A 21538-nucleotide genomic window follows, 5' to 3' on the forward strand; every position below is an offset into this window, starting at 1 on the left:
CGGCGGGCGCTTGCTGTACGCGGGCGCGGGCACCTCGGGCCGGCTCGGGGTGCTGGACAGTGTCGAGCTGGTGCCGACCTTCTCGTGGCCGCGCGAGCGCGCCGTCGCGGTGCTGGCCGGCGGCGAAGGCGCCATGTTCGTCGCCGTCGAAGGGGCCGAGGACGACGAGCCGCAGGGCCGCCGCGACCTGGAGGCGCTCGCGCCGACGCCGGACGACGTCGTGATCGGCATCGCCGCCTCGGGCCACACGCCGTATGTGCTGGGCGCGCTGGCGGCCGGTCGGGCGGCGGGCGCGCTGACGGTGGCGCTGGCCAACAACCCGGGCGCCGCGGTGCTGGCCGCCAGCGATCATCCGATCCTGCTGGACACTGGCGCCGAGGTGATCTCGGGCAGCACGCGGCTGAAGGCCGGCACGGCGCAGAAGATCGCGCTCAACAGTTTCTCGAGCGCGCTGATGGTCCGCCTGCACAAGGTCTACGGCAACCTGATGGTGGACATGAAGGCGACCAACGCGAAGCTGGTGCGCCGCGCGGTCGCGCTGACGATGCGCGCCAGCGGCGCCGACGAACCGGCGGCTCGCGCCGCGCTCGACCGCTGCGGCTTTCATGTCAAGACGGCGGTCGTGATGCTGCTGCGCGCACTCGAAGCGGAGGCGGCCCGCGCGCTGCTCGCGCGCCATGCGGACGACCTCCGCCAGGCGCTGGCCGAGCGCTGATCCGCGCGCGGCCCTCGCACGCAAGCGCGGCAATCCCCGATGCGGACGGCGCCGCGTTTGCACCGACACTGAGGTCCATGTCCGCCGCTCCCGTCTCTTCCGCTTCCCCGTCGACCCGCGGGCCCTGGGCCTGGGTGCCCACGCTGTACTTCGCGCAGGGCATGCCGTACGTGGTCGTGATGACGCTGTCGGTCATCATGTACAAGAACCTGGCGATCTCGAACACCGACATCGCGCTCTACACCAGCTGGCTCTACCTGCCCTGGGTCATCAAGCCGCTGTGGTCGCCGCTGGTCGAGCTGCTGGGCACCAAGCGGCTGTGGATCGTGACGCTGCAGTTCGCGGTCGGCGCCGCGCTGGCGATGGTGGCGCTGACGCTGCCGATGGACCGCTTCTTCCAGCTCTCGCTGGCGGTGTTCTGGCTGATGGCCTTCGCCTCCGCCTCGCACGACATCGCCGCCGACGGCTTCTATCTGCTGGCGCTCGAGAAGCACCAGCAGGCCGCCTTCGTCGGTGTGCGCTCGACCTTCTACCGCGTCGCCAACATCGGTGGCCAGGGCGGGCTGGTGTGGCTCGCGGGCGAACTGCACGACCGCGGCGGCAGCTGGGCGCTGGCCTGGCAGGGCGTGATGGCGGTGCTGGCCGGCGGCTTCCTGCTGCTGGCCGCCTGGCACCTGTGGCGACTGCCGCGACCCGCGGTCGACGCGCCGGTGCCGGCCTCCGAGCGTCGCTGGGCCACCTTCTTCGAGATCTTCCGCGACTTCTTCCGCAAGCCGGGGCTCGCGGTCACGCTGGGCTTCCTGCTGCTGTATCGCTTCCCGGAGGCGCAGTTGCTGAAGCTGGCCACGCCCTTCCTGCTCGATCCGCTGGACCAGGGCGGCCTGGCGCTGAGCAACAAGGCAGTGGGCCTGGCCTACGGCACGATCGGCCTGATCGCGCTGACGCTGGGCGGCCTGCTGGGCGGCTGGATCATCTCGCGCGTCGGACTGAAGCGCGCGCTGTGGCCGCTGGTGCTGGCGATGCACCTGCCCAACGTGGTGTTCCTGGCGATGGCCTGGGCGCATCCGGGCAGCCTCGCGCTCATCAGCGCGGCGCTGGCGGTCGAGCAGTTCGGCTACGGCCTGGGCTTCACCGCCTACCTGATGTACATGGTCCTGGTCGCTGAAGGCGCCCACAAGACCGCGCACTACGCGATCTGCACCGGCTTCATGGCACTCGGCATGATGCTGCCCGGCATGTGGAGCGGCTGGCTGCAGGACCAGCTCGGCTATCTGCGCTTCTTCGGCTGGGTCCTGGTCGCCACGATCCCGTCGCTGGTCATGACGGCGCTGATCCGCATCCCCGAGGGCTTCGGCCGCAAGGACCCCACCGCATGAGCGCGTCCGCGGACGGCATGCGCGTTACGGCCGGTGCGCGGCTGCTGTCGCTGGACGCGTTCCGTGGCTTCGCGATCGCGGCCATGCTGCTGGTCAACAACCCCGGCGACTGGTCGGCGCTGTACGCGCCGCTCGCGCACGCCGCCTGGCATGGCTCGACCTTCACCGACTGGATCTTCCCGTTCTTCGTCTTCATCAGCGGCATCTCGATGAGCTTCAGCCTGGCTCGTCGCGGCCGGGTCGACGACCGCGGTGCGCTGCTGCGTCATGCCTGGCGGCGCGGCGCGACGATCATCCTGATCGGCCTGCTGCTGAACCTGTTTCCCTTCTTCCACTTCGAGACGGTGCGGCTGCCTGGCGTGCTGCAAAGGCTCGGCCTGATCACGATCCTGGCGGCACCGATCGCGCTCTGGTGCGGCTGGCGGGCTCAGCTGGCCGTGTTCATCGGCCTGCTGCTGGTCTATGGGCTGATCCAGTCCTGCGTGTCGGTGCCCGATGCGCAGGGCGTCTGGCATCGCGGCTCGCTGGAGCCCGGCGAGGACGTCGGCGCCTGGCTGGATCGGGCGCTGCTGGGCGGGCACCTCTGGGCCAAGAGCAGGACCTGGGACCCCGAAGGCCTGTTGAGCACGCTGCCGGCCGTCGCGAGTCAGATCGCGGGACTGCTGGCGGGTCGCTGGCTCGCGCGACGCGGTCGCGATCCGGCCGAGAAGGCGATGTGGTTCATGGTCGCGGGGCTGGCCTGCCTGTGGGCCGCCCAGGTGCTCGATGCCTGGACGCTGCCGATCAACAAGAATCTGTGGACGCCGGCCTTCGTTTTCCTGACCACCGGCTGGGGGTGCCTCGTGTTCGGCGTGTTCTACTGGCTCCTCGACGCCGCGCCCTTGCCGCGGATGCGCGACGCGATGGCGCGGCGCCTGCGTCCGCTGGTGGTGTTCGGCATGAACGCGCTGTTCCTGTTCGCGCTGTCCGGGCTGGTGGCTCGGCTGCTCGGGCTGATCCACGTCGCCGAGGGCGTCTCGCTCAAGGCCTGGCTCTTCGCGCCGCTGCGTGCGCTGCCGGTGGATCCGCGCTTCGCGTCGCTGCTGTTCGCCGCCGGCTTCGTGGCGGTGTTCTACGGCATCGCGTGGGCGATGTGGCGGCGCGGCTGGATCGTGAAAGTGTGAGCGGGCCGCACGGCGCCGCCGGATGAAGCTTGATGCGACGACGACAGTGGATGACCGCGGCCCTGGCCGCACCGGTGCTCGGCGGCCTGGGAACGGCGCTGCCGGGTTGCTCGACGGGACGGTCGAGCGCCGTGCCGGCCCGGACCGAGGCCGCCACCGGCGAGGACGGACCGCCGCCCGCGCCGCGAGAGTTCCGGGCGGCCTGGGTGGCGACGGTCGCCAACATCGACTGGCCCAGCCGCCGCGGCCTGAGCGACGCCGCGCAGATCGCCGAGATCCACGCGATCCTCGATCACGCGCGGGCGCTGCGCCTGAATGCAATCGTGCTGCAGGTCCGCACCAGCGCGGACGCGCTGTACCGCTCCACGCTGGAACCCTGGAGCGAGTACCTCTCCGGCGTCCAGGGCCAGGGACCGGGCTACGACCCGCTGGCAGTGTGGATCGAGCAGGCCCGGGCGCGGGGTCTCGAGCTGCACGCCTGGCTGAACCCGTATCGCGCGAAGCAGAGCGGCGGCAAGTCGGTGCCCGCCGCCACCCACCTGAGCCGCACGCGCCCGGACTGGGTGAAGAAGTACGGCGACCAGCTCTGGATCGATCCCGGTGAGCCCGGCGCGGCCGACCACACGCTGGCCGTCTGCCGCGACCTGCTCACCCGCTATGACGTCGATGGCCTGCACATCGACGACTACTTCTACCCCTACCCGGTCCAGGATGCGGCCAAGCAGGACATCGACTTCCCCGACGACCCGAGCTGGCTGCGCTACGTGCGTGGCGGTGGAACGCTGGCGCGCGCGGACTGGCGCCGCGACAACGTCGACCAGCTGGTGCGCCGGTTGTATGAACTGGTGCGCGAGCTGCGGCCGGCCGCGCGCGTCGGCATCAGCCCCTTCGGCCTGCCGCGGCCGGACCTGCGGCCGGCGGGCATCACCGGGTTCTCGCAGTACGACAGGCTCTACGCCCACGTCGAGCATTGGATGGCCATGGGCTGGCTGGACTACCTGGCGCCGCAGCTCTACTGGCCGCGCGCGCAGAAGCCGCAGGCCTTCGAGCCGCTGATGCGGGCCTGGCAGGGCCTCAATCCGCTGGGACGGCATGTCTGGCCGGGGCTGTTCACCAGCCGCGCCGGCAACGAAGCCGATGGCTGGCCGCTCGATGAGATCGCCGAGCAGGTGGCGCTCACGCGTGCGGCGCCCGGCACTGGCGGTCATCTGCACTTCAGCATGGTCGCGCTGATGAAGAACCGACGCGGCATCGCCGACGCGCTGCGCGATGGGGCCTACGCACAGGCGGCGCTCGCGCCCGCCACGCCCTGGCTGTCGGCACCCGCCTGCGGCGCCGTTTCGCTGGCGCGCGAGCCGGACGGCACGCTGCGCGCCTCGACCACTGGCTCGCCGGCACGCGGCTTCGCGCTATGGCGCCGCGCGGCCGGCCAAGCCTGGCGATTCGAGACCCTGCCGCCGGACGGCCGCATCCCCGGACCGTCGCCGGGCGAAGCGCTGGTGCTGTCCGCGATCAATGCGATCGGCGAGGAAGGCCCTCGCGCTTCGTTCGTCGCCTGAACGTTGGGCCCTCACTGTCGATTCGGCGCAACGACCGACCCCGACGGCGTGCGGTCACCACGCCTAGGGGAAACCCTCGATCACTGACCTCGATCGGCTGGTCGCCGCGCCGGTGCGCGCCCTGTCCGAGGGCGCTGTTGCGCTTCGATGTGGCGCGGGTGCAGCACCTGCAAACGCCAGTGAACACTTGTCACAGCTCCTCAACATTGGCTGTCCAGACTGCGCCGCTGACGCGTTGGTGAGGCCGCCGTGAGCGCCCCGAAAAAGGGCTCGAACGAGGCATTGACGGCGTGCCGTGAAGGAGAGCTCTCCCGATATTGCCGCATTGATGCGGCAGGTTTCGACTGGTAGGCTTTTTGCTTCATAAGCGGAGATGGCGTGCCCAAGAGCGCGCCCGACGCAACAACAAACGAGGGCGGGCATCGCCGCAACGCGCACCACATCGCGTTGGAGTCAGCGGTGGAAAACGTTTGCGGAACGTTCACAGCCCCCTCGGAACGGGTTTCGGTCTGACGTCGCACAGGAGCACAGGAATGAATCAGAAGGATTGGTTGGGTTTTTCGCGGACGGCGCTGGCCGCCGCGGTCGCCATCGTGGCGGCCGCGCCGGTGATGGCCCAGAACACCACCTCGGCCATCGGCGGCCGCGTGGTCGGCGCTGACGGCAAGCCCGTCGCGGGCGCCACGGTGGTGATCCTGCACAAGGAGTCCGGCTCCTCGAACACGCAGACCACCGACGGCGACGGCCGCTACAACGCGCGCGGCCTGCGCGTCGGCGGCCCGTACACCATCACGGTGACCAAGGGCGGCGACCGCGAGGTCAGCGAGAACGTCTACCTGGCCCTGGCCGAGACGCTGAGCCTGGACGTGCAGCTGGGCAAGAGCTCCACCCAGCTCGAGACCGTGGTCACCACGGGCAGCGCCACCGCCGCGAAGTTCAACAACTCGACGATGGGCTCGGGCACGCAGATCAGCCGCGCCGAACTGGACGCCTACGCGTCGATCGCGCGCAACCTGCAGGACTACGCCCGCAACGATCCCCGTCTGGCGCAGACCGACAAGGAACGCGGCGAGATCTCGGCGATGGGCCAGAACTCGCGCTACAACTCGATCACGATCGACGGCGTCGCGATCAATGACAGCTTCGGCCTGGAAGCCAACAACCTGCCGACGGCCAAGCAGCCGATCTCGGTGGACGCGATCCAGTCGGTGCAGGTCAACCTGTCCAACTACGACGTGACCCAGAAGGGCTACACCGGCGCCAACATCAACGCCGTCACGAAGTCGGGCACCAACGAGTTCAAGGGCAGCGTCTACTACGTCTATCGCAATGACGACATGGTGGGCAAGCGCTTCGACCGCGGCAACAACCGGTACACCAGCTTCCTGCCGTTCAAGGAAGACACCAAGGGCTTCACCCTCGGCGGTCCGATCCTGAAGGACAAGCTGTTCTTCTTCGTCAACTATGAAGAGCTCAAGAGCAACCGCGCCCAGCCGGAGTTCGGCCCGATCGGCAGCTCGCTGACCAACAACGCGATCTCGCAGGGCCAGCTCGACGCGATCACCAAGACGGCCAAAGACGCGTACGGCATCGACACCGGCTCGGTGATCGGCCAGTCGCAGCTGTCGGTCAAGGACTACCTGGCCAAGATCGACTGGAACATCAACGACAACCACCGCGCCAGCATCCGCGTGGCGCGCACCGAGCAGTCGGACACCAACAACGGTTCCTTCGGCGGCTACAGCGCGACTGGCCTGCAGATGACCTCGCAGTGGTGGCAGCAGAAGAAGAAGATCGACACGGTCGTGGCCCAGTGGTTCGCCGACTGGACGCCGGACTTCTCGACCGAGCTGAAGATCTCGAACCGCGACTACAACAGCGTTCCGCAGAACAACAGCAACCTGCCCGCGATCGGCATCCGCTTCAACGGCGCGCTTCCTGGCGGCGCCCCGGCCGGCGCGAGCACCGGCAACCGCTTCGTCAACTTCGGCACCGAGCAGAGCCGTCAGTTCAACGTCCTGGACACCAAGACGCTGGACGCCTACTTCGGCGCGACCTGGATCAAGAACGACCACGAGATCAAGTTCGGCGGCGACCTGCAGCGCAACAAGATCTACAACGCGTTCTTCCAGAACGTGAACGGCAACTACACGTTCGGCTGCGAAAGCGCATGGACCTACAGCTTCGGCGCGATCAACTGCAACACCGCCTCCGCGGCGCAGGTGCAGGCGGCCGTGCTGGAGAACTTCACCCGCGGCCGGCCCTCGAGCTATCAGGTCCAGGTCCCCGTGGCCGGCGGCACGCTGGATGACGGCATCGCCAAGTGGACGCTGGGACAGACCGGCGTGTTCGTGCAGGACACCTGGAATGTCTCCAAGGACCTGAACATCACCGCCGGCTTCCGCGTCGACCAGCTCAGCACCAACGACAAGCCGACCTACAACGCCGCCGCAGCAGCAGCGGTCGTGCCGGGCGCGGTGACCGGCGCCAGCACGGTGACGCGCGCCACCGGCGGTTTCGGCCTGGACAACTCGACCACCGTCGACGGCGAGAACCTGTTCCAGCCGCGCTTCGGCTTCAACTACGCGCTGGACAGCCGCACCGGCCACAAGAAGCAGATCCGCGGCGGCGCGGGCCTGTTCCAAGGCGCCGCGGCATCGGTCTGGCTGACCAACCCGTACTCCAACACCGGCATGGCCACGCGCCTGGTCGGTTGCGGCACGGCCGGCCTGACGGCCTGCTCGGGCACCGCCTCGGGCGTGTTCAGCGCCGACCCGAACAACCAGCCCATCCTGGCGGGCGCGACGCCGGCAGCCAACGTCGACTTCATCCAGAAGGGCCTGGGCCAGCCGTCCGTCTGGAAGATGAACCTCGCCTATGACGCGGAACTGCCGTTCTTCGGCATGAACTTCGGCGTCGAGTGGGTCTACACCAAGGTCAACACCGGCATCTACTACCAGCACCTGAACCTGGGCGACCCGACCGCCACCGGCCCGGACGGCCGCTCGCTGTACTACACGCCGCAGAGCTACAGCCCGGCCTGCTGGACCAACACGAACGGCAGCCTGAGCACCACCGGCGCCTGCGCCAACGGCCGCTCGCGCGCGCTGTCCAACGCCTCGTTCGGCAACGTCACGCTGGCCACCAAGACCAAGAAGGGCGACGGCAATGCCATCACCCTGTCGTTCCAGCGTCCGGCGCGTGACGGCTTCGGCTTCGGCGTCGCCTACACCTACACGGAAGCGTCGGAAGTGAGCCCGCTGACCTCGTCGGTCGCGAACTCCAACTTCAACTCGCGCGCCGTCTTCAACCCGAACGAGAACGTGGCCGCCAACTCGGCGTACATGATCCGCGACCGCTTCACCGCCAACGTGACGTGGCAGAAGGCCTTCGTCAGCAACCTGAAGACGACGGTGGGCCTGTTCTGGGAAGGCCGCCGCGGCAAGCCCTACAGCTGGACCTACCTGAACGACATGAACGGCGACGGCGTTGCTGGCAACGACCTGCTGTACATCCCCGCGTCGCGCGGCGCGGCGGGCGTCAAGTTCGCCACCCCGGCGGACGAGGCGGCGTTCTGGAACATCGTCGACAACAACCCCGACCTGGCGAAGTACAAGGGTGCCGTGGTGCCGCGCAACAGCTCGTTCTCGCAGTTCGTGAACAGCTTCGACCTGCGCCTCAGCCAGGAAGTGCCGGGCTTCTTCCCGCAGCACAAGGGCAAGGTCACCTTCGACATCCTGAACATCGGCAACCTGCTCAACAAGAAGTGGGGCCGCATCGACGAAGTCACCTTCCAGTCCGCCGGCGGCAACCGTCGCAGCTTCGTGAACTTCGCCGGCATCGATGCCCAGGGCAACTACGTCTACCGCACCAACGCCAACGCGATCAACGACAACCAGGCCATCCGCCAGGTCAAGGGCGAATCGCAGTGGGCCATCCAGGTGACGGCCGCCTACGAGTTCTGATCGACGACGCGATCGACCACGATCGCCGTGAGCGACCGGCCCAGCGGCCGGTCCTCGCGGACACCACGGGCTCCTTCGGGAGCCCGTTTTTCATTCCGGGGCTGCCGCGCTCGTCGGCCGCCCCGCCCGAAGAGTGCCGGTCCGCGCCGACGCTTCGTCCGGCAGCCATGAGCCCAGGTCATACCCGCCCCGCGCATTGACAATGGCGGGCCTGCAACGCGCCTCTTAAGCTCCGCGCGCCACGCCCTCCTCCATGAGCCTCACGCCCGACGCCACCGCCACCGCCACCGCCCACGCACCCGACAGGACGGGCAGCGCTCGCACCGGCCTCGGCCTGGGGCTGGACGCCGGCGGCACGCAAACGCGCTGGGCCCTGTCCCGGCCCGACGGCACGCTGGTCGCGCGCGGCGAGATCGGCGGCTTCAGCGCGCTGCTGCTGGACAGCAGCGCCGGCCGCGTCGCGTTGGCGCAGACACTGCAATCGCTCGCCGCCGCGGTGATCGCGCACGCGGCACCAGGAACCCTGCGCGGCCTGCAGGCCGGCATCACCGGGCTCGGCGAACCGGACGGCCCCGCCGGTCGGCAGCTGCGCGCGCTGCTGGCGCAGCAGTTGGGCCTGGCGCCGGCGCAGATCCACTGCGACAGCGACATCGCCCAGGCCTGGCATGCGCTGTACCGCCCCGGCGAGGGCTACCTGATCTACGCCGGCACCGGCGCGATCGCGGCCTTCATCGACACCGACGGCACGCTGCACCGCGCCGGCGGCCGGGGGCCGCTGCTCGGCGACGAAGGCGGCGGCCAGTGGATTGCCCGAGAGGCGCTGGCGCTGGTCTGGCGCCGCGAGGACGAAGCGCCCGGCGCCTGGACGGATTCGGCCCTGGCACGGCATCTGTTCGACGAACTCGGCGGCCCGGACTGGCCGACCACCCGCGCCTTCATGTACGGCGGCGACAACGCGGCGCGGCGCGGCTCGATCGGCCGGCTCGCGCTGGCCGTCGCCCGTGCGGCGGCGGCGGACGATCCCGACGCGCTCGCGCTGCTGCACCGCGCCGGCCGCGAACTCGCCCGGCTGCCGCTGGCGCTCGTGCGCCGCCTGGGCCTGCGTCCCGTCACTGCCGCCGGACGTGTGCTGCAATTGCATCCCGCGATCGAAGCGGGCCTGCGCACCGTGTTGCCGCACGGCCTGTCCCTCACCGTTCAACAACCCGACACCGCCCTGGCCGCCGCGCGGCGCGCGGCACTCGCTCCATGAAGACCAAGCTCCTGACCCTCGCCGCCGCCGCGCTGCTCGCGGCCTGCGCCTCGCCCACGCTGCAGATCGACAAGTCGCATGTGTCCGAGAACCAGGACAGCCGCGCGCAGTTCCTGATCCTCCACTACACGGTGCTCGACTTCGACAGGTCGATGAAGGTGCTGACCACCGGCGGCAAGGTCTCCGCGCACTACCTGGTGCAGGACAACCCGTCCAAGGTCTTCCAGCTGGTCGACGAGAACCGCCGCGCCTGGCATGCCGGCGTCAGCTACTGGGCCGGCGCGACCAACCTGAACTCGGCCTCGATCGGCATCGAGATCGTCAACGCCGGTTTCACCGACACGCCGCTGGGCCGTGTCTACGCGCCCTATCCGCAGAAGCAGATCGACGACGTCATCCAGCTGACCCGCGAGATCGTCACGCGCCACGGCATCCGCTCCGACCGCATCCTCGGCCACAACGACATCGCGCCGGGCCGCAAGCAGGATCCGGGTCCGGAATTCCCGTGGAAGCGGCTCGCCGACGCCGGCCTGATCGCCTGGCCCGATCCTGAGCAGGTGCAGATCAAGCGGGCGATCTACGAGGTCGGCCCGGTGCCCGACATCCACTGGTTCCAGCAGCGCCTGGCGCAGGTGGGCTACCAGACGCCGCGCACCGGCGAGTTCGACGTCGCCACCCGCGAGGTGATCAGCACCTTCCAGATGAAGTACCGTCCGTCCAACTTCGCCGGCGACATGGATGCTGAAACCGCCGCGCTGCTGGAGGTCGTCACCACGCCCGGCGGGATGGTGATGAAGCAGCCGCGCGCCGCGGATTCGCAGGTGCGCTCGGACTACTGACTTGCTGAACTTCTTCCTTCGCCGCCTCGCCGCCTTGCTGCCGACGCTGATCGGCGTGACGCTGGTTGCCTTCGGCCTGATCCGGCTGGTGCCGGGCGATCCGATCGCGATCATGATGGGCGAGCGCGCGCTGGACGAAGCCACGCACGCGCGGCTGATGCACGAGCTCGGCCTGGACCAGCCGCTGTGGCGCCAGTACGCGGACTATGTCGGCGGCCTGCTGCACGGCGACCTGGGGCGCTCGCTGGTCTCGCACGAGCCGGTCTCGCACGAGTTCCTCGCCCTGTTCCCGGCAACGGCGGAGCTGGCCCTGTCCGCGCTGCTGCTGGCGGTCGTGCTGGGCATGGCGCTGGGCATTGCCGCGGCGCTGCGCCGCGGCTCGCTGCTGGACCAGGGGGTGATGGGCGTGGCGACGGTGGGTTACTCGATGCCGGTCTTCTGGTGGGGGCTGATCCTCATCATGCTGTTCTCGGTCGGGCTGGGCTGGACGCCGGTGTCGGGGCGCATCGCGGTGGAATACGACGTGCAGCGCGTCACCGGCTTCATGCTGATCGACGCAGCCCTGCACGACGAGGCCGGCGCCTGGCGCTCGGCGCTGCGCCACCTGCTGCTGCCGGCGCTGGTGCTGGGCACCAGCACGACGGCGGTGATCGCGCGGATGACGCGTTCCAGCCTGCTGGAGGTGCTGCGCGAGGACTACATGCGCAGCGCCCGCGCGCGCGGCCTGTCGCCGTCGCGCGTGGTGCTCGTGCATGGCCTGCGCAATGCGCTGATCCCCGTCATCACGGTGATCGGACTGAAGGTCGGCAGCCTGCTGGCCGGCGCGGTGCTGACCGAGACCATCTTCAGCTGGCCCGGCATCGGCAAGTGGCTGATCGACGCCATCGCGCGCCGCGACTATCCGGTCGTGCAGGCCGGCATCCTGATCTCGGCCTGCACCTTCATCGCCGTCAACCTGCTGGTGGACCTGCTCTACGGCGTGGTCAACCCGCGCATCCGGAAGCAGGGCTGACATGACCATGCACGATCCCTCCCGCGTGGCCGCGCCGACCGCTTCCGCCGCGGTCCCCCCCGTGGTCCCGCCGACGATTCCACCGATGGTGCCGCCGGTGATGCCGCCCGGCCCGCTCGCCGAGTTCTGGCGCGGCTTCTCGGCCAACCGCGGCGCATTGGTGGCACTGATCGTGTTCACGCTGCTGGCGCTGGCGGCGCTGCTCGCGCCGTGGATCGCGCCGCACGACCCGGTCCGGCAGTACCGGGAGGCGATGCTCACGCCGCCGCTGTGGATGGACGGCGGCCAGGCCCGCTTCCTGCTCGGCACCGACGAGCTCGGCCGCGATCTGCTGTCCCGGCTGCTGCACGGCGCGCGGGTGTCGCTGGGCATCGGGCTCGCCTCGGTGGTGCTGTCGTTGATCCCCGGCGTGCTGTTGGGCCTGCTGGCCGCCTTTCATCAACGGCTGCTGGCGCCGGTCGTCATGCGGCTGATGGACGTGATGCTCGCGCTGCCCGGCCTGCTGCTGGCGATCTGCGTGATCACCGTGCTCGGTCCCGGCCTGATGAACACGGTGATCGCGATCGCGGTCGGCAGCCTGCCGGAGTACGTCCGGCTCACCCGCGCCGCGGCGCTTGCCGAACTGGGCAAGGACTACGTCACCGCCAGCCGCGTGGCCGGCGCGTCGACCTGGCGGCTGATGTTCTCGACGGTGCTGCCCAACTGCCTGGCGCCGCTGATCGTCAACGCCTCGCTGAGCTTCTCGGCCGCGATCCTCGAGGCCGCCGGCCTCGGCTTCCTGGGCCTGGGCGTGCAGGCGCCGATGGCGGAGTGGGGCACGATGCTGTCCTCCGCGCGCGACTACATCGTGCGCGCGCCGTGGGTGGTGACGCTGCCCGGGCTGGCGATCCTGGTGTCGGTGCTGAGCGTCAACCTGATGGGCGACGGCCTGCGCGACGCGCTCGATCCACGGCTGAAGCGGGTGTCGTGATGCTGCGGATCCGTGACCTGCGCGTGCGCTTCGGCGCCTTCCCGGCGGTGGACGGCGTCGACCTGGATGTCGCGCCCGGCGAGGTGCTGGGCATCGTCGGCGAATCGGGCTCCGGCAAGTCGGTCAGCATGATGGCGCTGATGGGCCTGATCGATCCACCCGGCGTGACCAGCGCCGCGTCCCTGCGCTTCGAGGACCAGGATCTGCTGGCGATGCCGGCGGCCGCGCGTCGCCGGCTGGTGGGCAAGGACATCGCGATGGTGTTCCAGGATGCGCTGGCCTCGCTCAACCCGAGCTACACCGTCGGCCACCAGATCGAGGAGGTGCTGCAGGCCCACCTCGGCCTGCGCGGCGCGGCCGCGCGCCAGCGCGCGCTGGAACTGCTCCAGCAGGTCGAGATCCCCGATGCGGCGAGCCGGCTCAAGGCCTATCCGCATGAACTCTCGGGCGGCATGAACCAGCGCGTGATGATCGCGCTGGCGATCGCCTGCTCGCCCAAGCTGTTGATCGCCGACGAACCGACGACCGCGCTGGACGTGACGATCCAGGCCCAGATCATGGACCTGCTGCTGCGCCTGCAGCGCGAGCGCGGCATGGCGCTGGTGATGATCACGCACGACCTCGCGGTGGTGGCGGAGATGGCGCAGCGGGTGGCGGTGATGTACGCCGGCCAGGTGGTCGAGACGGGCCGGCTGCCCGAGGTCTTCGCGTCGCCGAAGCATCCGTACACGGCGGCGCTGATGGCCGCGATTCCCGAGCACAACCGCGGCGCGCGGCGCCTGCAGGCGCTGCCGGGCATCGTGCCGGGGGCGCTCGATCGGCCGTCGGGTTGCCTGTTCTCGCCGCGCTGCCCACGCATGCAGGACCGCTGCCTCGCGGAGCGGCCGGCGCTGGACGCCGGCGTGCGCTGCTTCTATCCGCTGATCGAGGAGACCGCCGCATGAGCGCCGCTGACGACGCGCCGGTGCCGGCGTCCTCGATGTCCGCCGAGGGCGCACGCGCGGACGGCGCGCCGGTGCTGCTGGCGCGTGACCTGGCTCGCCACTATCGCGTGAGCCGCGGCTGGTTCGCGCCGAAGGCGACGGTGCGCGCGCTGGACGGGGTGAGCTTCGAGCTGGCGTCGGGCCGGACCCTGGCGGTGGTGGGCGAGTCCGGCTGCGGCAAGTCCACGCTGGCGCGCGCGCTGACGCTGATCGAGACGCCGACCGCCGGCGAGCTGCGCATCCATGGCCGTGACGCCGCCGACGCAGCCGCGCGCAGGGCGCTGCGGCGCGAGGTGCAGATGGTGTTCCAGAACCCCTATGCGGCGCTGAACCCGCGCAAGACGATCGCATCGACGCTGGCGGAGCCGCTGGTGATCAACACGACGCTGGGCCGCGCCGAGCGGCAGGAGCGGATCGAGGCGCTGGCGGCCAAGGTGGGCCTGCGGCGCGAGCATCTGCAGCGCTATCCGCACATGTTCTCGGGCGGCCAGCGCCAGCGCATCGCGATCGCTCGGGCGATGGTGATGCAGCCCGGCATCGTGGTGGCGGACGAGCCGACCTCGGCGCTGGACCTGTCGATCCAGGCGCAGATCCTCAACCTGTTCATGGACTTGCAGGAAGAGTTCGGTACCGGCTACGTGTTCATCTCGCACAACCTGGCGGTGGTGGAGCATGTGGCGGACGAGGTGATGGTGATGTACCTCGGCCGGGTGGTGGAGCAGGGCGACAAGCGCCGCGTCTTCGCGCGGCCGCTGCATCCCTACACGCAGGCGCTGATGAGCGCGACGCCAGCGCTGCGTCCGGCCGACCGCCGCCAGCGCATCCGCATCCATGGCGAGCTTCCCAGCCCGCTGAAGCCTCCGACCGGCTGCGCGTTCCACCAGCGCTGCCCGATGGCGATCCCGCGCTGCGCGGAGATCCGGCCCGAACTGCGCGAACTGGACGGGCGGTGGGTGGCGTGTGACGTGATCTGAACGCCCCCGCGGTCAGCGCCCGAAGAGCTCCGCATGGGTCCCCGCGCGCACGAAGACGATGGTGTCGCCGCGCAGGTGATAGATCAGCAGGAAGTCGCCCCCAATGTGGCACTCACGGTGATCCCCCATGTCGCCCACGAGCGCGTGGTCCTTGTACTCGGGAGGCAATGGGCCATCGTTGGCGATCAACAGGAGCATGGCCGCCTTGAGGCGGCCCATGTCGTACCGACCTGAATGCGAAAGCCGTTCCCAGTCCCGCAGGAACTTCGCGGCATAGTCGGTGACGCGCGGGGGTTCAGCGCGCTTTTCGCGGGCGGGCCTTTTTTTCAAGATCATCGATCAGTTCCTTTCCGGAACCGAACCGAGCTCGAGTGACGGCACGGGCTTCCTCCATCGCCGCGCGCGTCTCCGCGTTGGGCACCTTCACCTCGAAGGGCAAGCCGTTGTGGAGTACGACCTGCGTGAGAAAGAGACGGATCGCATCGCTCAGGGTCAGGCCGCACTGGGCCAGTACCTCCGCAGCGGAATCCTTGAGTTCGGGCTCGACGCGGGATCGCAGTTCGGTGGATTTGATGGCCAGGCTCATGATGGGTCTCTCGCTCAGACGTAGCGACATTGTGGCTACAAATGTGGAGTCTACGCCAGCATGCGCCCGGGGGGAACCGCGCATCCTCCGCGAGGATCCGGCATTCGTCGCCCTGAGCGCTCGCGCGCTTGACGCCTTCGAGGTGCGAAACCGGAGAGGCAGGGTGAAGCCAGCGCCCGCATAACCCGGTGTTATGGTCCAACCCGCCCATTTCAGTTGTGACCGTGGCGCCCGCATTTCGACAATGCGCCGGCTCGCCCTCCTCCCGATGCGCCCTGCCCTTTCCCTTTCGCTGGCCGTGTGGCTGCTCGCGGCCTTGCCGGTTGTCCATGCGGCTGGCGCCGCCGCGCCCAAGCCGCTCGTCTACTGCACCGACGCCAGCCCGGAGGGCTTCGACCCCGGCCTGTGGGATTCGGCCAGCACCAACAACGTCAACAACCAGATGTTCCAGGGGCTGGTCCGCTTCGAGCGCGGCGGCACCGCGCTGCAGCCCGCCCTCGCCACGAGCTGGACCATCAGCCCCGACGCGCGCGTCTTCACCTTCACGCTGCGCGAGCAGGTCCGCTTCCACACCCGCCCGTGGTTCACGCCCACGCGGCCGATGAATGCCGACGACGTGCTGTTCACCTTCGGCCGCTTCCTCGACCGCGAGCACCCCTTCAACAAGGCCTTCCCCGCCAACTTCATCTATCCGCAGAACCTGGGCCTGGCCAAGGCGATCACGAAGATGGAGAAGCTCGACGACCGCACCGTCCGCTTCACGCTCGCGCAGCCCAACGTCACCTTCGTCACCTGGTTCGCGATGGCCTTCGCCGGCATCCAGTCGGCCGAGTACGGCGCCCAGCTGCTGCGCGAGGGCAAGGCCTCGCAGATCAACCGCCTGCCCATCGGCACCGGCCCCTACCGCTTCCGCAGCTATGCCAAGGACGACGTCGTCCGCATGGAAGCCAACCCCGACTACTGGGGCGAGCCGCAGAAGACGCAGAAGCTGATCTTCACCATCAGCCGCGAGGCCGCGGTGCGGGTGCAGAAGCTGCTCGCCGGTGAATGCCAGATCACCTCGCCGCTGCGCGACATCGACGTCGCCGCCATCGACCGCCATCCCCAGCGCATCCGGCTGGAGAAGATCCAGGCGCTCAACATCTCCTACCTCTCCTTCAACCTGCGCAAGCCCCCGACCGACAACCGACTGGTGCGCGAGGCGCTGGACATCGCCGTCGACCGCGACGCGATCTTCCGCGCGCTGTTCCCGCGCGGCGACGCGATGCAGGCGGTCAACCCCTTCCCACCGGCCATCCCTGGCTACAACCGGGCGCTGAGGAACGAATACAACCCCGAGCGCGCCAAGGCGCTGCTCCGGCAGGCCGGCTTCCCGAACGGCCTGGACATCGACCTGTGGGCGCTGCCGGTCACGCGGCCCACCAACCCCAACGGCCAGCTGATGGCGCAACTGATCCAGCAGGACTGGGCCCGGATCGGCGTGCGCGCGCAGATCCGCACCTATGAATGGGGCGAGTACCTCAAGCGGGCCAACGCCGGCGAGCACTCGGTCTACATGAGCGGCTGGTCCGGCGAGAGCGGCGACGCCGATGACTTCCTGACGCCCAACCTCAGCTGCGCCACCAACAAGTCGGGCGTCAAGTTCTGCAACGCCGAATTCGAACGACTCATCGACGCCGCCCGCGCCACGCCCGACCCGCGCAGGCGCATCGCGCTCTACGAGCAGGCGCAGGTGATCTTCAAGCGCGAGCGGCCGTGGATCACGATGGCACACTCGACGGTCTACATCCCCACCAGCAAGGACCTGCGCGGCTTCCGGATGCAGCCGAACGGGGGGGTGGTCTTCGAGAACGTCTACCGCGAGTGACCATGCGTCTCCGTCACATTGAAGTCTTCCACGCGATCATGCAGGCCGGCACGATCAGCGGCGCTGCCCAGCTGCTGCACATCTCGCAGCCGGCCGTGACGAAGGTGCTGCAGCACTGCGAACTGCAACTCGGCATGCCGCTGTTCGACCGGGTGCGCGGCAAGCTCTATCCGACGCCGGAGGCGCAGCGGCTGTTCGTCGAGATCGACAAGCTCAACCGGGACCTCGTCGCGATCCGGCGCCTGGCAGCCAACCTGCGCGGCGGCGAGTCCGAATCGCTGCGCCTGATGGCCACGCCGACGCTGGGCGCCGCGGTGATCCCGGCGGCGATGACGCATTGGGCGCAGGCCTTCCCGCGCAGCCGCTGCCAGCTCAGCACCAACCACACCCGCGAGATCGTCTCGGCGCTGCTGCTGGGCGAGGCCGACCTGGCGCTCAGCCTGCAGGACCCGCGCCACCCCGGCATCAAGACCGAAGTGCTGGCCAGCGGCACGATGATGGCCCTGTGCCCGATGCACGGCCCCGAGGCGCAGGGCAGCGGCCCGCTGCCGCTGGAGGAGATCCAGTCGGAACTGATCGCGATGGCCGAGGACGACCCGCTGGGCCACATGCTGCACAACGCCAGCGAGGCCGAGGGCCGCCACCTCGACAGCCGCATCACCGTCCAGACCTACCAGCTCGCCCGCGCGCTGGTGGAAGCGGGCGTGGGCATGACCGTCGTCGATCCGTTCACCGCCGCGTCGGCCGACCCCACCCGGGTCAAGGTGCGCCCGCTGGCGCCGCCGATGGCCATCCACCTGTACCTGCTGACCTCCGCCAGCGCGCCGCTGGCCCAGGCCGCGCGCCGGCTGGTCACCTACCTGCGGGATGCGGCCCGCGCCAACCTGGACAGCCTCGCCTGATGAATGAAATCCCCTGCGAAGAGATCGCCTCGCATGCCGAGTTCCGCTCGCTGCTGACGATCCCCGGCATCGCGGTGGACCTGCGCTACGCGACGCCGGACAACTTCGTCGGCCGCAACGTCTACGGCGGCCTGGACTGCGCGTTCCTGCGCCGCGAGGCCGCCGACGCGGTCGCCGAGGCCGCCGCCTGGCTGGGCCGCCACTGCCCGGGCCTGACGCTGGTGGTGCTGGATGCGCTGCGGCCGCAGCGGGTGCAGGAGGCGCTGTGGGCGGAACTGGCAGGCACGCCGCTCACCCAGTATCTGGCGCACCCGGCACGGCGTTCGATCCATTCGTTCGGCATGGCCGTCGACGTGACCCTGCTGGACGACCAGGGCCGCGAACTCGACATGGGGACCGGCTTCGACGAGATGACGCCGGCGTCCCACCCCGAATTCGAGGCCGAGCAACTCGCTGCGGGCGGCCTCACCGCGGACCAGTTGCGCCATCGCGGCTGGCTGCGCGCCGCGATGCGCCATGCCGGCTTCCAGACGATCAACACCGAATGGTGGCACTTCGACTTCGGCGACCGTGAGCGGGTGCGCCGCGAGCTGCCGCTGGTGCTGTGAACGGCGGCCGGCGTCGCTTGCCCCCAGCGACAGACGGCTGAGTCCCTGACCCGCACCGCCCGGCGCGCCCCGGCCACGACGCCGTCGGACCGCTTCTTCCGGAGAACCTGATGACCACCTCCCGCCGCCAGCTCCTCACCGGCGCAGCCGCCACGGCGCTCGGCGCGCTGTCGCCGGCACACGCGCAGACCGCCGCGCCTGCCCGCGCCGCGCGACCGAATGCCGCGCCCGACTTGCTGCGCGCACGCCGCCTGCGCCCGGGCGACACCCTCGCGCTGGTCAGCCCGGCCAACGCGACCTATGAGCGCGAGCCGCTGGAGATCGCCGTCGAGTCGCTCGAAGCGCTGGGCTTCAAGGTCAAGCTCGGGGCCAATGTGCGCGGCCGATACGGCCAGTTCGGCGGCACCGACGTGCAGCGGGCGGCCGACATCAACGAGGCCTTCGCGGACGACGAGGTGGCCGGGATCCTGGCGCTGACCGGTGGATCGGGTTGCAACCGCATCGTCGACAAGCTGAACTACGCGCTGATCCGCCGCAAGCCGAAGTTCTTCGGCGGCTTCTCGGACCTGACCAGCCTGGTCAACGCGATCCACAAGCAGACGGGCCTGATCACCTTCCATTGCCCGGTCGCGGGCTCGGAGTGGAACGAGTTTTCCCTCCAGCACTTCCGCGCCGTGGCGATGGATGCGCAGGCCGACCTGCTGCAGAACCCGCAGGGGGAGCGCGGCGCCCACGTCGTCCAGCGGGAGGACCGCATCAGCACCTTGCGCCCCGGCCTGGCGCGCGGGCCCCTGGTCGGCGGCAACCTGGCGGTGCTGAGCTCGCTGGCCGGCTCGCCGTATTTCCCCGACACGCGGGGCGCGATCCTCTTCCTCGAGGAGATCAACGAGTACATCTACCGCGTCGACCGCATGCTGTCGACGCTGCGGCTGTGCGGCGCCCTCGACCAGCTGGCGGGCGTGGTGCTGGGCAAGTTCACCAACTGCGGCCCCGGCGACGGCAGCTACGGCACGCTGACGCTGGACGAGGTCTTCGACGACTACTTCCTGCCGCTCAACATCCCGGTGTACCGCGGCGCGATGATCGGCCACATCAAGCGCAAGTTCACCGTGCCGGTCGGCCAGCCGGCCGAGATGGACGCCCGCGCGGGGACGGTGCGGCTGCTGTCGCCGGCGGTGGTCTGAAGACCCTCACCCCTGCCCTCTCCTGCAAGCGGGCGAGGGAGCACGAGGGCCGCGGTCAGCGGCGCGCGACCCAGTCGACCAGCGCATCGATCGCCGGACGCGCCTTCATCGCCTGATCGTCGTTGACGATCGCCACCACGATCCAGGTCCGGCCGGTCGAGTCGGGCACGTAGCCCGCCAGCGCCACGACGTCGCGCAGCGTGCCGGTCTTCATGCGGGCCCGGCCCTCGGCCGCCGTGCCCTTCAGGCGCCGGGCCAGCGTGCCGTCCACACCGGCCACCGGCAGCGTCGCCAGCAACTCCGGTCCGTGCGGTCCGCGCGCCGAAGCGCGCAGCATCGCCGCCAGCTGCGCGGCGGTCGCCCGTTCCGCGCGCGAGAGGCCCGAGCCGTTCTCCAGCGTCATGCCCGTCGTGTCGATCTGCTGCGCCGCGAACCAGTCGCGCACGACGCGCGCGGCGGCCTGCCGCGTGTCCTCGCCCGGCTGCGCCGCGGCAGCGCCCAGTCGCAGGAACAGCAGGCGCGCCAGCGCGTTGTCCGAGGCTTTCATCACCGGTCGCAGCAGCTCCGCCAGCGGACGATCGCGGTGCTGGGCCAGCACGCGGGCGCTCTCGGGCGTCGCGCCTTCGCGGATCTCGCCCGACAAGGTCCCGCCGAGCGCGCCCCACAGCTGCCGCAAGGCCTGCGCCGTCTCCCACTGCCGGTCCAGGACGTTCAGCGACTGGGTGACCTGGCAGCCGCGCGGGAACTCGCCCGCCAGCACCAGCCGCGCCCCGCCGCCCGGCAAGGGCTCGAAGCGGGACGGCATCCAGCCGTCGTCCCAGTCCTTGCAGGGCCTGTCGTTGAGCGTCACCGCGCTCGTGTCGATCGCCAGCCCGCCGAACTGCGGGAAGGGACGCACGCTCAGCCCCCGGTCATCGGCGGCAAGGTCGTACTGCAGCAGGCTGCCGTTGAGATGCAGCGCGTCGGGAATGACGTTGTAGGGAAATTCGGCCTGCTCGTCGAAGCGCGGCGCGTCGATGTCCAGCCGCGCCGGGTTGAACAGGCCGCGATCGACGACGATGCCGCCCGCCAGGTCGCGCACGCCGTGGCGCTCACGCACCTCCCGCAGCATCGCCCACAGCGCGGGCCAGTCCAGGTCCGCGTCGGCCCCGCCCTTGAGCACCAGCGGCCCGTCCAGGCGGCCGTCGCGGACCTCGCCCGCCGCCAGCAGCTGCGTCTGTCCACGGCTGTTGGGACCCAACCGGTCCAGCGCGACCACCGCGGTGATCGTCTTCATCGTCGAGGCCGGCGCCATCGGCCGGTCCGCATTCAACCGCAGGCCGGTGCCGGGCGCCTCCAGCGGATAGGCCACCACCGCCAGCGACGTGGCCGGCACGCCGGCTTCGCGCAAGGCGGTCTGGACCGGCGCGGGCGGCGTGTCGATGAAGGTGGCGCAGCCGGTCGTGGCCAGCGCGGCGGCCAGGAGGGCGAGAGCGGTGATCGATCGCATGAGGGGCGACTGTATAGTCCCGGCCCCTTTGCATTCCCACAGGTTATACGCGCGCGACAAGCATTCATCGGGACGGATGCAACAAATGGGTGAG

General features: G+C 69.9%; 18 protein-coding genes. 15 read left to right on the forward strand and 3 right to left on the reverse strand.

The genetic code is table 11. From position 1 onward, the window contains the following. The 11 genes from CS062_RS13420 to CS062_RS13470 all read left to right on the forward strand — a co-directional run. Positions 1-715 (forward strand): N-acetylmuramic acid 6-phosphate etherase (locus CS062_RS13420; RefSeq protein ID WP_099862129.1); only part of this gene is annotated, 715 nt, incomplete at its 5' end. A 77-nt stretch (positions 716-792) separates the two neighbouring features. Continuing rightward, positions 793-2091 carry an MFS transporter gene (locus CS062_RS13425; protein WP_099862130.1) on the forward strand — a complete coding sequence of 433 codons (1299 nt, stop codon included), beginning with the start codon at positions 793-795 and terminating at the stop codon, positions 2089-2091. After that, positions 2088-3254, forward strand: a complete 1167-nt coding sequence (locus CS062_RS13430) for an acyltransferase family protein (protein WP_233218046.1) — start codon at positions 2088-2090, stop codon at positions 3252-3254. The genes CS062_RS13425 and CS062_RS13430 overlap by 4 nt, the downstream gene beginning before the upstream one ends. 32 nt (positions 3255-3286) lie before the next feature. Then, the gene (locus CS062_RS13435; protein WP_099862131.1) at positions 3287-4813 is read left to right on the forward strand and encodes a glycoside hydrolase family 10-like protein; all 1527 of its coding nucleotides are present in this window, start codon (positions 3287-3289) and stop codon (positions 4811-4813) included. A 533-nt stretch (positions 4814-5346) separates the two neighbouring features. After that, positions 5347-8778, forward strand: a complete 3432-nt coding sequence (locus CS062_RS13440) for a TonB-dependent receptor (RefSeq protein WP_099862132.1) — start codon at positions 5347-5349, stop codon at positions 8776-8778. 253 nt (positions 8779-9031) lie between these two features. Beyond that, positions 9032-10030, forward strand: coding sequence for a BadF/BadG/BcrA/BcrD ATPase family protein (locus CS062_RS13445; RefSeq protein ID WP_099862133.1), 999 nt, complete (start codon positions 9032-9034; stop codon positions 10028-10030). Continuing rightward, the gene (locus tag CS062_RS13450) at positions 10027-10869 is read left to right on the forward strand and encodes an N-acetylmuramoyl-L-alanine amidase (protein ID WP_099862134.1); all 843 of its coding nucleotides are present in this window, start codon (positions 10027-10029) and stop codon (positions 10867-10869) included. The genes CS062_RS13445 and CS062_RS13450 overlap by 4 nt, the downstream gene beginning before the upstream one ends. A 1-nt stretch (position 10870) precedes the next feature. After that, complete coding sequence (locus tag CS062_RS13455; protein WP_099862135.1) at positions 10871-11881, forward strand: ABC transporter permease subunit; 1011 nt, start codon at positions 10871-10873, stop codon at positions 11879-11881. A gap of 85 nt (positions 11882-11966) precedes the next feature. Continuing rightward, complete coding sequence (locus tag CS062_RS13460) at positions 11967-12851, forward strand: ABC transporter permease subunit (RefSeq protein WP_099862136.1); 885 nt, start codon at positions 11967-11969, stop codon at positions 12849-12851. Then, the gene (locus CS062_RS13465; RefSeq protein ID WP_099862137.1) at positions 12851-13795 is read left to right on the forward strand and encodes an ABC transporter ATP-binding protein; all 945 of its coding nucleotides are present in this window, start codon (positions 12851-12853) and stop codon (positions 13793-13795) included. Before CS062_RS13460 ends, CS062_RS13465 begins: the two co-directional genes overlap by 1 nt. Before the next feature lie 35 nt (positions 13796-13830). Further along, on the forward strand, positions 13831-14808 hold the full coding sequence (locus CS062_RS13470) for a dipeptide ABC transporter ATP-binding protein (RefSeq protein WP_143742345.1): 978 nt from the start codon (positions 13831-13833) through the stop codon (positions 14806-14808). Between the two features lie 12 nt (positions 14809-14820). Here CS062_RS13470 and CS062_RS13475 read toward each other — a convergent pair whose 3' ends face one another. Beyond that, positions 14821-15144 carry a type II toxin-antitoxin system YafQ family toxin gene (locus CS062_RS13475; protein WP_099862139.1) on the reverse strand — a complete coding sequence of 108 codons (324 nt, stop codon included), beginning with the start codon at positions 15142-15144 and terminating at the stop codon, positions 14821-14823. After that, positions 15104-15394, reverse strand: a complete 291-nt coding sequence (locus CS062_RS13480; protein WP_099862140.1) for a type II toxin-antitoxin system RelB/DinJ family antitoxin — start codon at positions 15392-15394, stop codon at positions 15104-15106. The genes CS062_RS13475 and CS062_RS13480 overlap by 41 nt, the downstream gene beginning before the upstream one ends. A 268-nt stretch (positions 15395-15662) precedes the next feature. Between CS062_RS13480 and CS062_RS13485 the strand changes: the two genes are divergently transcribed. From CS062_RS13485 to CS062_RS13500, 4 genes are all read left to right on the forward strand, one after another. Then, positions 15663-17261, forward strand: coding sequence for an ABC transporter substrate-binding protein (locus CS062_RS13485; protein ID WP_099862141.1), 1599 nt, complete (start codon positions 15663-15665; stop codon positions 17259-17261). A 2-nt stretch (positions 17262-17263) separates the two neighbouring features. Then, complete coding sequence (locus CS062_RS13490) at positions 17264-18163, forward strand: LysR family transcriptional regulator (protein WP_099862142.1); 900 nt, start codon at positions 17264-17266, stop codon at positions 18161-18163. Beyond that, positions 18163-18771, forward strand: a complete 609-nt coding sequence (locus tag CS062_RS13495) for a M15 family metallopeptidase (RefSeq protein WP_099862143.1) — start codon at positions 18163-18165, stop codon at positions 18769-18771. Before CS062_RS13490 ends, CS062_RS13495 begins: the two co-directional genes overlap by 1 nt. 110 nt (positions 18772-18881) lie before the next feature. Next, entirely contained in the window at positions 18882-19955 is a 1074-nt protein-coding gene (locus CS062_RS13500; protein ID WP_099862144.1) for a S66 peptidase family protein, read from the forward strand. A 55-nt stretch (positions 19956-20010) separates the two neighbouring features. Here CS062_RS13500 and dacB read toward each other — a convergent pair whose 3' ends face one another. Next, the gene (gene dacB / locus CS062_RS13505; RefSeq protein ID WP_158238783.1) at positions 20011-21444 is read right to left on the reverse strand and encodes a D-alanyl-D-alanine carboxypeptidase/D-alanyl-D-alanine endopeptidase; all 1434 of its coding nucleotides are present in this window, start codon (positions 21442-21444) and stop codon (positions 20011-20013) included. Positions 21445-21538: the final 94 nt, after the last annotated feature.

This window comes from Roseateles chitinivorans, assembly GCF_002761755.1.
GTDB lineage: Bacteria > Pseudomonadota > Gammaproteobacteria > Burkholderiales > Burkholderiaceae_C > Roseateles > Roseateles chitinivorans.

Coding starts and splice junctions, on each gene's coding strand:
- CS062_RS13445 (WP_099862133.1), top strand. CDS start 9,032: ATGAGCCTCACGCCCGACGCCACCGCCACCGCCACCGCCCACGCACCC.
- CS062_RS13475 (WP_099862139.1), bottom strand. CDS start 15,144: ATGATCTTGAAAAAAAGGCCCGCCCGCGAAAAGCGCGCTGAACCCCCG.
- CS062_RS13485 (WP_099862141.1), top strand. CDS start 15,663: ATGCGCCCTGCCCTTTCCCTTTCGCTGGCCGTGTGGCTGCTCGCGGCC.
- CS062_RS13425 (WP_099862130.1), top strand. CDS start 793: ATGTCCGCCGCTCCCGTCTCTTCCGCTTCCCCGTCGACCCGCGGGCCC.
- CS062_RS13465 (WP_099862137.1), top strand. CDS start 12,851: ATGCTGCGGATCCGTGACCTGCGCGTGCGCTTCGGCGCCTTCCCGGCG.
- CS062_RS13500 (WP_099862144.1), top strand. CDS start 18,882: ATGACCACCTCCCGCCGCCAGCTCCTCACCGGCGCAGCCGCCACGGCG.
- CS062_RS13435 (WP_099862131.1), top strand. CDS start 3,287: ATGCGACGACGACAGTGGATGACCGCGGCCCTGGCCGCACCGGTGCTC.
- CS062_RS13490 (WP_099862142.1), top strand. CDS start 17,264: ATGCGTCTCCGTCACATTGAAGTCTTCCACGCGATCATGCAGGCCGGC.
- dacB (WP_158238783.1), bottom strand. CDS start 21,444: ATGCGATCGATCACCGCTCTCGCCCTCCTGGCCGCCGCGCTGGCCACG.
- CS062_RS13450 (WP_099862134.1), top strand. CDS start 10,027: ATGAAGACCAAGCTCCTGACCCTCGCCGCCGCCGCGCTGCTCGCGGCC.
- CS062_RS13440 (WP_099862132.1), top strand. CDS start 5,347: ATGAATCAGAAGGATTGGTTGGGTTTTTCGCGGACGGCGCTGGCCGCC.
- CS062_RS13495 (WP_099862143.1), top strand. CDS start 18,163: ATGAATGAAATCCCCTGCGAAGAGATCGCCTCGCATGCCGAGTTCCGC.
- CS062_RS13480 (WP_099862140.1), bottom strand. CDS start 15,394: ATGAGCCTGGCCATCAAATCCACCGAACTGCGATCCCGCGTCGAGCCC.
- CS062_RS13430 (WP_233218046.1), top strand. CDS start 2,088: ATGAGCGCGTCCGCGGACGGCATGCGCGTTACGGCCGGTGCGCGGCTG.
- CS062_RS13460 (WP_099862136.1), top strand. CDS start 11,967: ATGGTGCCGCCGGTGATGCCGCCCGGCCCGCTCGCCGAGTTCTGGCGC.
- CS062_RS13470 (WP_143742345.1), top strand. CDS start 13,831: ATGTCCGCCGAGGGCGCACGCGCGGACGGCGCGCCGGTGCTGCTGGCG.